Source organism: Kitasatospora sp. NPDC048296 (assembly GCF_043201815.1).
GTDB lineage: Bacteria > Actinomycetota > Actinomycetes > Streptomycetales > Streptomycetaceae > Kitasatospora.
The window spans coordinates 38,436-48,668 of record NZ_JBICZB010000061.1; the positions used below are offsets into that span (position 1 = coordinate 38,436).

Consider the following 10,233-nt stretch of genomic DNA (forward strand, 5'->3'; position numbering starts at 1 on the left):
GCAGCACCTCACCTACGGTCGGCGCTCACCACCCAGCGCGGGGCGAGGAACCTCGAACCGTGAGCTGTCACGGCAGAGTTCCGATCCGGACGCGACGCTGTGCGTCTCGCGTGGGGATGGCCGCCGGTGGCGGAGCCAGGGGCCTGAATGGCCAGGGGATGCGCCGTGGCGCGATGCCGAGGGGCCCGCACCTGTACGCGGTGCGGGCCCCTCGCTGCTTGGCGGGTGCCGTGGCAGGAAAACTACAGCGGACGAATGTTCTCGGCCTGCGGGCCCTTCTGACCCTGCGTGACGTCGAACTCGACCTTCTGGCCCTCGAGCAGCTCACGGAAACCGTTGGCGTTGATGTTCGAGTAGTGGGCGAACACGTCCGGACCGCCACCCTCCTGCTCGATGAAGCCGAAGCCCTTTTCCGAGTTGAACCACTTCACAGTGCCATTAGCCATAAAAATCTCCTTCAGAGGCTGTCCGAAGCACGCACAGCGCGGTCTTCGAGTCGCCACATAAGCACCCACCCGGGGAAGAGCCGGGAAACAAAAATGCGCCTGCGATACATCAGCAGGCGCACACAAAATTCATGGGAACCACTACTGCAACTAAAACGACTCTAGCAGGCCCGAGCTCGCTGCGGGCGGATATTTCACCCTCAGTTTCAAAAAAGTGTCCCCGCGGCCGCGGGCCCCGAGCTGTCACGCCCCTCAACGCGCCTCGGGGGCAAGCCGGTTGGCATGGCCGCGCGCCGTCCGAGCTGCCGACCAGGGAGGGCGATTCCTGTGGGCACGGCGCGGTCGGCCCTCGCGGCGACAACGCCGCGCAGGCAATGCGCCCCACCCACCGACGCCGTCCCGGGTGCACTGGACCGCACATGCGGCATTCCGGCCTCCCTCGAACTCGAGTGCGCCGAAAAGGCTCGCTCCCGCGGTTTCCGGCGCATACTGGAGGCGATGACGAAATTTTCAGCAGTCCGCCGCCCCCTGCCCAGCAGCCCCTTCAAGGCCCCGGTGGAGGCGCCCCGCAAGCATTTCGCCGTCGGCGACCGGGTCACCCATGACAGGTACGGCCTCGGCCGCGTCATCGGCGTCGAAGGTGACGGCGACACCGCCGTACTCGTCGACTTCGGATCACGGCAGGAACGCATCACCCCGCCGTACAGCGCGATGTTCACACTCTGACCTCGAGGCCCCGGCTCCTCGGCCGATTGTGCCGCACACCTCGCGAGCAGACGGCGCCGTGCGGGACGGCGTACCGGTGTTCCGTCCAGGGACCTGGAGCGGATGGAGGGCCGGTTCGCCGCGCATCGACAACGCGTCCAAGGCCGCGGTGTCGATGCCGACCATGCAGTACGCCAAGGTGAACCCGCAGATACGAATCAACCTGATGAACCCCAGCTCCACCGCGACCGACCTCAACGGCAACACCGGCATCCAGACGGTCGGCGAGGGCGCCGAGGCCATCGTGGCCGCCGCCCTGATCGACGCCGACGACCCCACCGACACCTTCCCGACCGCAAACGGCACCATCCCCTGGTAGCCCACCGAGCTCGTTCCTGGCCAGGTGCTGATCGCTCGCTCCGGTTTCCGGCCGGATGCGTCGCCTGGGGGCCTACCCAGCACCGTCGCCGTCCTGCGAATGCGGGACGGCGACGGTCTCGGGGACACGCCCTTGCGCACCTGGAGCCAGTACTCCGCGCCCTTGCCGCCGTCGCCGGGCCGGGGCGTGGAAGATGCGCGGCACCGTGGGCGAGCTCATGGCGGCCTCCTGGTAGATGCCGGAGAGGGGGAAGGGTTCAGTCGGCCTGGTGATGGACGGCGAACTGGTCCAGCAGGCCGTGCGGGGCGTCGTCGCGGAAGCAGACCGAAAGGCTCTGCGCGGACATCGCGGCCGCTGCTTCGCTGCGCGGGAAGAGTGCGTGTTCGTAGGCTGCCAGGGCGGCCTCGACATCGCCCGGGTGGGCCGCGATCGCCTGGCCGAGTTCGGCGCCGTCGAGCATGGCGAGGTTGGCGCCCTCGCCGGCGAACGGGGACATCACGTGTGCGGCGTCGCCGAGCAGGGTGACACCGGGAACGCGGTCCCAGCGGTGACCGACCGGCAGGATGCGGATCGGCCGCGGCACCAGAGCGCCGTCGGCCTCGGCGACCAGCGCCCGCAGGTTGTCGTCCCAGTCGGCGAAGTGCTCCAGGACCGCCGCCTTGGCCGCCTCGGTGTCGGTGAAGTCGATGGTGTCGAGCCAGATCTCGGGGACCTTGAGCGTGGTGTAGACATGCAGACTGCCGTCGCTCTCCCGGTGGGCGAGGAAGCCGCGACCGTCGCCGAGCGCGAAGAGCATGCCACCGCCGACGACGGCCGCGCTCGCGGGGTGGCGGGTGTCGGCATCCAGCAGGTCCGACTCGACGACGGACACGCCGCTGTAGGCGGGGGTGGCGTCGGAGAGCAGGGGGCGGATCCTCGACCAGGCGCCGTCCGCGCCGACCAGCAGGCCGGTGGTGAACGTGGTGCCGTCAGCGAGGGTCACCTCGTGGCGCCCGCCGCCGAGCGGCCGCGCAGCGGTGACCTTCGCGCCCCAGTGCACGGTGCCGGCGGGCAGCGAGGCGAGCAGGAGGTCGCGCAGCCTGCCTCGATCGATCTCGGGGCGTCCACCGGTGCCGTCGTCCGTCTCGGCCAGGTGGACGGTGGCGTGTTTGTCGAGGATCCGCATCGCCTCGCCGCCGGGGAGGACCAGCGGGAGGAAGTCGTCGTGGAGCCCGGCGGCGCGCAGGGCCGCTTGGCCGGAGTCCTCGTGGATGTCGAGCATGCCGCCCTGGGTGCGGGCGGCCGGTGAGGCGTCGAGGTCGAACACGGCGGCCTCGACGCCGTGCACGTGCAGGACTCGGGCCAGGGTGAGGCCGCCGAGGCCGGCGCCCACGATCGCTATCGGGTGATGGGTGGTCATACGCGTGCTCCTTCGGGTAGGGACGGGCGTGGCCCCGGTCACTCGCACGAGTCGCCGGTCGGGGTGGGGATGTGCCCGATACCGTCGATCAGCACGTGGAATCCCCAGGACAGCCGCTGTCGGGGTTGTCCGGAGAGCAGCTGCGGGCCGAGTGCGGCGATGTGCGGGTGGGTGTCGGCGGACGCGCCGCGCAGGGCTCGGGTGAGGGCGTCCCACTCGGCGTCGGCATCGGGAGACTGATCGCGCGTGGCCTGCTCGGCCGCGGTCGCGGTGGCGTACTGCAGCAGCACGTCCACGCCCCAGGCCGCCTGCCCGGGCGGGATACCGCCCTCGGCCAGCAGCGCCAGCAGCGTTTCGATCAGGTTGAGATAGCGCTCTCCGCTGGGACGGGCTGCCAGGGCCGCGCGGGCCAGGCTCGGGTGCTCGAAGAGCATGGCGGTGTACGAGGTGAGCAACGCTTCCAGGCGCTCGCGCCAGGTGCCCTCGGCCGGGGCCCGCTCGATGGTGCCCAGCAGTTCGTCCAGGATCGCCGCGTGCAGTTCGGCGGTGTTGGCGACGTAGACGTAGAGCGAAGCCGGGCCGGTGTCCAGCTCCTGCGCCAGGCGGCGCATGGTGACCTTCTGCAGGCCCTCGGCCCGCATGATCTCCACGGCTGCCGCGACGATGCCCTCTCGCGCCAGGGCGGGCTTCGCGGGCCGCTCCCGGCGGCTTCTCGGTGCAGCAGGATGCTCTGTCATATCCACCAGGGTAGCGAACACGTTCGTTACGAACATGTTCGTCGGTGTGGGGGGGGGGGGGGCGGGGCGCCCCCCCCCCCCCGGGGGGGCGCCCCCCCCCCCCGGGGGCGGGCGGGGGGGGGGGGGGGGTGGGGGGGGGGGGAGTTGGCGGCGGGGGCGCGGTGATCCTCTTGCTATAACAACCACCCGCGGGCCCCCACAGATCTGTGTTTCCCCGGGGGGGGGGGGGGGGGGGCGGGCCCCCCCCCCCCCCCCCCCCCCACGATTCAGGTGCTACCGCCCACGCAGGAGCCGGGCGGAGAGCAGGTTCGGATCGGTGGCGGTGAAGTAGGCGGCGTCGGCGATGTACACGGTGTCGCCGCGTCGCGCGAGGGAAGCGGGGTTCTGCAGACCGTCGGCAGCGGTCAGCACCACGGTGTGCGAGCCGTCGGTGCGGACGAGTTCGACCTCACTGCCCTGGATTTGACCGTCAGCCCCGCCCCCCGGCCAGTCGATCCCGCACGCGTTGCGCGAGCACATCCTGCTGACGCAGACCCGGCTCGCCGTCAACACCGCGGCCCCGCGCTTTGCCGCGTTCGCGCGCATGGTGCAGGAGACCCCGGCCCTGCGCGACTACGCCCACCACATGTGGACGCGCCACGAAAGGGCCTTGGCACGCGCCATCGCGAACGACATCGGCGCCCCCGAGGACGACATCACCTGCGCGGCGCTGGCCCGTTATGCCCTGGAGGCCCGCGTCCTCATCCAGCGCCACCCCAACGACTCACCGCGCGCCGCCGAAGAAGCCTTCGCCCTGCTCGAACACGGCTGGGCAGCCCTGCATCCCCACCGCTGACCGGCTTCCCCCTTCGGACCGGTGCCAGCCGTCAGGGCTGTCGAGTCGACGGTTTGCTCGGAGCTTCCGCGTCCGGCTCCTGTCCGGTCGTGGCAGTCTGCCGTTGCCTCGGTTCATCGCGACGGCCTCGGGATGGTCAGCCGGTCCAACAGCGCGTGGTACCCGTCGAGTTCGGAGCCGTGCAGGGCGCTGCCGTGGGCGAGTCCGACCGCGGCGACCGTGCGCGGACGCCGGGCCAGGCTCGCCGGGCGTTGGGCGGGATCGGCGGCCAGGGCGGCCGGGCCGAGGCTGAGTCCGGCGCCGCAGTTGAACACGGCGTCGCCGACGAGCAGTGCGTTGCCGGGTTCGTAGTGGAGGGCGATGTGGCCGGGCGTGTGCCCGGGTGTGTGGATCAGGCGGGCGGTGGACCGACGTGAGGTCAGGCCGCCGATCACCAGGTTGATCAGCAGACTCCGGGCGCCACGATCAGCTGCCCGGCGCCGAGCCGTTCGCGCAGCGCGGCCCGCGGGGTGGTGGTCGTCATCGGACGGTTCCGTTCCGATCGAGGGTCCCGGCGACGGGCCCGGCGAGCAGCTCGCCCAGCTCACCGATGTCGGACAGGCCGTCGAGACCGAGCACCGCCCGCTGGACGGCGTCCAGCCGCGTGGTGGGCATCAGCGGGCCGACCAGCGTCCGGTACTTGGCGACGATCTCCTCGTTCGTCACCGGGTCGAGCGGGCCGCCGTGCGGCTGTACGACCCGTCGGCACAGCTCGGTGCCGTCGCGCAGGGTGAGAGTGAGGTCGGTGGCGAAGCGCTCGTGCACCGGGGCGCGCTGAACGGCCTCGTCGAGGTGCACCCGCACCCGGCCCAGCAACTGCCACACGTCGTCGGCGTCCAGGCGCTCCTCGGTGAACTGAGGCGGCATCACCGTGCCGTCCAGCAGCGCCACCGCCGCGGCGTAGCCGAGGTTCATCTGCGCGCCGACCGCGGTCAGCGGACGCTCCGGCGTCCACCAGCCGTGGTGGTAGACGGTGTGGCCGACACGGATGTCGACGCGTTCCACCGTGGCCGGGTCGACGGCGTACTCGGCTCGCAGCTCCAGCACGGCCTGGATGGTGCCGTGGAGCCCGCCCTGGGCCGCGTACGACTTGACCGCGATCAGCTCGGTGTGCCAGGCCTCGCCCAGCCCCGCGATGATCTGCCGCGGGTCGGGGTCGTGGCCCTCGCGGAAGACTGCCAGGTAGCCCCCGTAGGGGCGGTCGAAGACCTGCTTGATGCCGGTGTAGCCGGCGGCGGCCAGCGCGGCGGCGTAGTAGCCGCCCCGCGCCGCGAAGCCGTGCTGCATCCGCTTGGACATCGCCTCGTACTGCGCGGCCATCAGCCCGGCCGACTGGGTGCCGGCCAGGCCCAGCGCGTCCTCCATTCGCTCCGCGTCCAGGCCGCGCAGCCGGCCCGCCGCCACGGCCGCGGCGTGCGTGCCGAACACCGGGCCGCTGTGCCAACCCCGGGAGAGCATCTGCGAACCGTGCAACGCCATGCCGACCCGCGGGCCGACCTCGAACGCCGCGACCGCGGCGGTGAGCGCCTGCGCACCCGAGGCCCCGCCCTGGTGCTGCGCCGTGGCCAGCAGTACCGGCAGCACGAGCGAGGCGCTGTGCAGCGGGGCCACCGGATGGAAGTCGTCCAGCTCGAAGCCCTTGCCGAAGGTACTGTTCAACAGGACGGCAGCGGGCCCGCTGGTGGTGCGCCCGGTGCCGACGACCACCGCGTCCCCGGCACCCTCCAGGTCCAGCACCGCCCCGGTCGCCACCCGCGACCAGGGCAACTGCGCCCCCACCAGCGCGCATCCCACGCCGTCCAGCAGCAGGTGCGTGGCCCGCGTCCGCACCCGTTCGGGGACCGCGTCCGGCGTCAGCCCCGCGATCCACCGCGCCAGCGGAACGGTGACATCAGAAATCGTCGCCTCGCTCATGCGGGTAGTGAACCGGCCGGCCCGCGACCGCTCCCGAAATCGAAGGGACCGCCGCCCCAGCGCCGATCGGGGAACGGAATGCGACCCCTCAGCGGGTTCGGGGTGGGAAAGCGACGCCGGATGGGGCCCAGGGATCGACCGGTACCACCCCGGTGGCACGCCCGGCCGGGTCCAGCATCCGGCCCCACGACTTCAACGGCCGCAGCACCACCCGCTGGTCGCGCACCCTGGCCTCCGGGAAAGCCGTGCCCAGCCGCTCCAGGATCCGGCCCAGCTCCGACAACTGGTGCACCTGCGCCATCAGCAGCATGTTCGCGGCCCCCACGGTGGACATGCACACCCGCGTCTCCGGCCAGCCACTCAAGGCCATCCCGGCCTGCTCCAGCCGGCCGTGCGGCACGGACAGCCACAGCACCAGCGTCGCCGGCCATCCCCCCCTCCCCGCGCGCGAACCTGTTCGCCCATGAGCGCCGCGGCACCGTCTGGCGCCACCACGGGCCGGCCCCCGCCGCCCTGTAGTCACCACCCACTCCAGCACCTCCCAGCCGCACACCACCGTGAGGAAGAACCCGAACATGTCCGTCGAAGGCACCTGGGACCTGACCGTCTCCACCCCCATCGGCAGGATCAACGCCGCCGTCGACCTCCGCCAGGGCGGGGACCAACTGACCGGAACCGCCCACGGCGCAGGGGAGGACGTGCCGCTCACCGACGTCACCCTCGACGGCAACCTGCTCACCTGGAAGCAGGCCGTCACCAAACCCCTTCGCTTGAACCTCGCCTTCACCGTCACGGTCGACGGCGACACCCTCACCGGCACCTCCAGGGCCGGACGCCTGCCCGCCTCCAAGGTCACCGGCCGGCGCCGCACCGCCCGCGCCACCGCCACGAAGCAGACGTGACCGAGCTGTTGCTTCGATTCTCCCAACCGCTGCCGCAGCTGCCATGTTGGCCCTGCTGATCCTGCCGGCCCAGGACAACGCCCTCGCGGCGGCGCACAGCCCCGGCCTGGACACCGTCCTCCCAGCGGCCGGCCGCCTGGCCATGGCTCACCGGAGTGTTCAACCTGATGTGGCCACCGCCACCATCCTGGTGATCATCCGCCCAGACTCCATCGCGGGAACATGACGGCGCCCGCATTCCCGTTGCATGACAGCGCACGACCATCCCAGGTTTTGCTCTCCGAGGTTGGCGCCGCGTCATCGCGCGCCGCCAGCCAGGGCACTGGCTTCCGGCGGCCGGATCGAAGTGCCGCCCCGACAGGCCAGCGCGCTGCGCCAGTCGACGATCGGCGGGCGGCCAACCGAGCGGCCTGAGCACCCAATCACTCCCAGCCTCCAGGCAGTTGTCGTCTCTCATCCCCCGAACGTTTCAGACCAACCGGAACCACCTACTCAAGGAACAGAGGGATCCCCATGCCCGAGAACACGATCACGCAGACCGACACGCTCGACTTCTCCGCCGGGCGCCGCAGGCCCCGCGTGGCCATGCTGGTCTTCCCCGGCATGACATTGCTGGACTTCGTCGGTCCCCACACAGCGTGGGCACCCTACTGCGACATCGACATCGTCTGGGAGACGCTCGATCCGGTCGCCACGGACACCGGCCTCACCGTGGTTCCCACCACCACGTTCGACGACTGCCCCGCCGACCTCGACGTCCTCTTCGTGCCGGGCGGTGCCGTGCACACCCACGCCCTGCGAAACGACACCGCACTCGCCTTCCTGGCCGACCGCGGCGCACGGGCGGGATACGTGACGAGCGTGTGCACCGGATCACTGCTACTGGGAGCGGCTGGCCTGCTGCGCGGCTACCGAGCCGCGACCCACTGGGCGACCCGGGACCTCCTCACGCTCGTCGGGGCCGTCAACTCCACCGACCGGGTGGTGATCGACCGCAACCGCATCACCGGCGGCGGGGTGACCGCAGGCATCGACTTCGGCCTGACCCTCCTCGCCCGGATGCTCGACGAGGAGGCGGCCCAGGTGAGCCAGCTGGCCATGGAGTACCACCCCGCTCCCCCGTACGAAGCGGGCTCCCCCGAGCAGGCGCCGTCCTCCCTGGTACAGGCGGTCACCGGCATGCTGGCCGACTTCTCCGCGGATCTGACCGCGGTTCTGAAAGACGTCGCCTCCGCAGGGGCGCTCCGCGGCTGACCTCAACTGGCACCTCACCGGTCAAGCGCGGCCCCGGAAGCAACGTGCCGCTGAAGCCTCGTCACGGTAAGTACCGTTGCAGTACCAGGGCGTGGGCGTAGTTCGCCACCGTCCGCTGGAGTTCGGTGATCACGAGATCACCGTCAGCACGATCTTGCCTTGGAGGTGGCCCTGCGCGGCTCGCGTGTGTGCGCTGCCCGCCTCGGGCAGCGGGTAGGTGCTGTCCACCCCGACCTGGAGCTTGCCCTCGTCGAACAGGCGCCCGATCTCGGCGAGCTGGGGGCCGTTGGAACGCACCTGAATGTCCGAGACTGTGATGCCCAGACTCGCCGTCTCTTCCGGGTCGTACTGGGCGAAGAACACCGGAAGCATGGTGCCGCCGCGCTTGAGCACGGTCAGGAAGCGTGAGCTGTCCGGGCCGCCGACGGTGTCGATCACCAGGTCGACACCGCTGACCACGTCCGCGGCCTGCGTCCTGGTGTAGTCGATGAACTCATCGGCGCCGAGCTTGCGCAGGAACTGCTCGTGCCGGCCCGAGGCCACCGCGATGACGTGTGCCCCCTTCCATTTCGCCAGCTGCACCGCGAAGTGGCCCACTCCACCGGCGGCCCCGTTGACCAGCACGGTCATCCCTGGCGTGATCGGCACCGGCTGGTGCACCTGGCCGGTGAAAGGAGACGGCACGTCGTGGCCGAGATCAACCAGGTACTGCCAGGCCGTAAGCACGGCCATCGGCGCCCCGGCCGCCTGCACGTGGTCGATACCCGCCGGCTTGTGAGCCAGGTCCGAAGCCGGCGCGGCCACGTACTCGGCGTACGTTTGGCCGTCGAATCCGGGGAATCGCAGCATGCCGAAGACCTCGTCACCGACGGCGAACCCCAGCACGTCCGGAGCGACCGCCTGGACCACGCCCGACATGTCCGTTCCGGGGATCAGGGGGAACTCCAGCGCCGGCCTCATCTCGGCCGGCATGACCTTCATCCCCTCACGCAGGTACCAGTCCGGCGGGTTGATGCCCGCCGCGTGCACCCGGACGAGCACCTCGCCCGGGCCGATCTCGGGAACCGGCACCTCGTCATACTGCAGAACTTCCGGCCCGCCCGCTTCGTGGAACTGGATAGCCTTCATCGCGCCTGTCGCTTTCTTGGGGAAACGTTGCTCCTTCAGTCAAGGCCCAGGACGGCATGGCCGTCCAAGACCGGTTCGGCAACCTCATCATTCCGAAACGGCATGACGCGTACGCTGGAAGGGTGAACGATCTCGGACAGGACCTGGAACTGCGGCTGGTGCGCTACTTCACCGTGGTGGCGGCGCACCAGCACTTCGGCCGGGCCGCCGCCGACTTGCACGTGGCCCAGCCGGCTCTGAGCCGCCAGATCCAACGGCTCGAGAAGTACCTCGGCGCACGACTGCTGGACCGGGTATCCCAGGGCGCCCGGCTCACTGCGGCCGGCCAGAGGTTCCTCCCCCGAGCCCAAGCCCTGCTGCAGGCCGCCCGCCAGGCCGAGTTGGCCGTGCGTGAACAAGCCGAGACCGAACGAATCGCCATCGGCTACGTTGAGGACCTGGTGATCACTGCCGCCGTACGGGAACTGCGCCGCCGTTACCCGGACGCCGAGATCG

General features: G+C 70.9%; 15 protein-coding genes. 7 read left to right on the forward strand and 8 right to left on the reverse strand.

The window, feature by feature from the left end; translation table 11 throughout:
- Positions 1 to 242: 242 nt before the first annotated feature.
- Entirely contained in the window at positions 243 to 446 is a 204-nt protein-coding gene (locus tag ACGF12_RS28915; protein ID WP_045694210.1) for a cold-shock protein, read from the reverse strand.
- Positions 447 to 944: 498 nt separating this feature from the next.
- On the opposite strand from ACGF12_RS28915, the gene ACGF12_RS28920 reads away from it, so the two are divergent.
- Both ACGF12_RS28920 and ACGF12_RS28925 read left to right on the forward strand, forming a co-directional pair.
- Positions 945 to 1,172 carry a hypothetical protein gene (locus tag ACGF12_RS28920; RefSeq protein ID WP_393036181.1) on the forward strand — a complete coding sequence of 76 codons (228 nt, stop codon included), beginning with the start codon at positions 945 to 947 and terminating at the stop codon, positions 1,170 to 1,172.
- Positions 1,173 to 1,326: 154 nt separating this feature from the next.
- The gene (locus ACGF12_RS28925) at positions 1,327 to 1,530 is read left to right on the forward strand and encodes a hypothetical protein (RefSeq protein WP_393036184.1); all 204 of its coding nucleotides are present in this window, start codon (positions 1,327 to 1,329) and stop codon (positions 1,528 to 1,530) included.
- A gap of 256 nt (positions 1,531 to 1,786) precedes the next feature.
- Here the strand turns inward: ACGF12_RS28925 and ACGF12_RS28930 are convergent, their stop codons facing one another.
- The 3 genes from ACGF12_RS28930 to ACGF12_RS28940 all read right to left on the reverse strand — a co-directional run bounded on the left by ACGF12_RS28930 (position 1,787) and on the right by ACGF12_RS28940 (position 4,185).
- Positions 1,787 to 2,929 (reverse strand): FAD-dependent oxidoreductase, encoded by a 1,143-nt coding sequence (locus ACGF12_RS28930; protein WP_393036187.1) that lies wholly within the window; start codon positions 2,927 to 2,929, stop codon positions 1,787 to 1,789.
- 38 nt (positions 2,930 to 2,967) lie between these two features.
- Positions 2,968 to 3,666: a TetR/AcrR family transcriptional regulator gene (locus ACGF12_RS28935; RefSeq protein WP_393036190.1), complete on the reverse strand. Its 699-nt coding sequence runs from the start codon at positions 3,664 to 3,666 to the stop codon at positions 2,968 to 2,970.
- Positions 3,667 to 3,939: 273 nt separating this feature from the next.
- On the reverse strand, positions 3,940 to 4,185 hold the full coding sequence (locus ACGF12_RS28940; RefSeq protein ID WP_393036193.1) for a hypothetical protein: 246 nt from the start codon (positions 4,183 to 4,185) through the stop codon (positions 3,940 to 3,942).
- On the opposite strand from ACGF12_RS28940, the gene ACGF12_RS28945 reads away from it, so the two are divergent.
- A complete protein-coding gene (locus ACGF12_RS28945) occupies positions 4,172 to 4,501 on the forward strand; it encodes a hypothetical protein (RefSeq protein ID WP_393036196.1) in 330 nt (109 codons plus the stop codon). The genes ACGF12_RS28940 and ACGF12_RS28945 overlap by 14 nt on opposite strands.
- Before the next feature lie 113 nt (positions 4,502 to 4,614).
- On the opposite strand, the gene ACGF12_RS28950 is transcribed toward ACGF12_RS28945, so the two are convergent.
- The 3 genes from ACGF12_RS28950 to ACGF12_RS28960 all read right to left on the reverse strand — a co-directional run bounded on the left by ACGF12_RS28950 (position 4,615) and on the right by ACGF12_RS28960 (position 6,869).
- Positions 4,615 to 4,935 carry an MBL fold metallo-hydrolase gene (locus ACGF12_RS28950; protein ID WP_393036198.1) on the reverse strand — a complete coding sequence of 107 codons (321 nt, stop codon included), beginning with the start codon at positions 4,933 to 4,935 and terminating at the stop codon, positions 4,615 to 4,617.
- Between the two features lie 85 nt (positions 4,936 to 5,020).
- On the reverse strand, positions 5,021 to 6,454 hold the full coding sequence (locus ACGF12_RS28955; RefSeq protein WP_393036200.1) for an MmgE/PrpD family protein: 1,434 nt from the start codon (positions 6,452 to 6,454) through the stop codon (positions 5,021 to 5,023).
- Positions 6,455 to 6,542: 88 nt separating this feature from the next.
- Positions 6,543 to 6,869 carry a hypothetical protein gene (locus ACGF12_RS28960; protein ID WP_393036203.1) on the reverse strand — a complete coding sequence of 109 codons (327 nt, stop codon included), beginning with the start codon at positions 6,867 to 6,869 and terminating at the stop codon, positions 6,543 to 6,545.
- A 160-nt stretch (positions 6,870 to 7,029) separates the two neighbouring features.
- Here ACGF12_RS28960 and ACGF12_RS28965 point away from each other — a divergent pair, with 160 nt between their 5' ends.
- The 3 genes from ACGF12_RS28965 to ACGF12_RS28975 all read left to right on the forward strand — a co-directional run bounded on the left by ACGF12_RS28965 (position 7,030) and on the right by ACGF12_RS28975 (position 8,610).
- The gene (locus tag ACGF12_RS28965) at positions 7,030 to 7,356 is read left to right on the forward strand and encodes a hypothetical protein (RefSeq protein ID WP_393036206.1); all 327 of its coding nucleotides are present in this window, start codon (positions 7,030 to 7,032) and stop codon (positions 7,354 to 7,356) included.
- A gap of 43 nt (positions 7,357 to 7,399) precedes the next feature.
- Positions 7,400 to 7,582, forward strand: a complete 183-nt coding sequence (locus tag ACGF12_RS28970) for a hypothetical protein (RefSeq protein ID WP_393036209.1) — start codon at positions 7,400 to 7,402, stop codon at positions 7,580 to 7,582.
- Positions 7,583 to 7,869: 287 nt separating this feature from the next.
- Positions 7,870 to 8,610 carry a DJ-1/PfpI family protein gene (locus ACGF12_RS28975; protein WP_393036212.1) on the forward strand — a complete coding sequence of 247 codons (741 nt, stop codon included), beginning with the start codon at positions 7,870 to 7,872 and terminating at the stop codon, positions 8,608 to 8,610.
- A gap of 129 nt (positions 8,611 to 8,739) precedes the next feature.
- Here the strand turns inward: ACGF12_RS28975 and ACGF12_RS28980 are convergent, their stop codons facing one another.
- Positions 8,740 to 9,738 (reverse strand): NADP-dependent oxidoreductase, encoded by a 999-nt coding sequence (locus ACGF12_RS28980; RefSeq protein ID WP_393036215.1) that lies wholly within the window; start codon positions 9,736 to 9,738, stop codon positions 8,740 to 8,742.
- A 122-nt stretch (positions 9,739 to 9,860) separates the two neighbouring features.
- On the opposite strand from ACGF12_RS28980, the gene ACGF12_RS28985 reads away from it, so the two are divergent.
- A partial coding sequence (locus ACGF12_RS28985; RefSeq protein WP_393036218.1) for a LysR family transcriptional regulator occupies positions 9,861 to 10,233 on the forward strand: 373 nt, incomplete at its 3' end.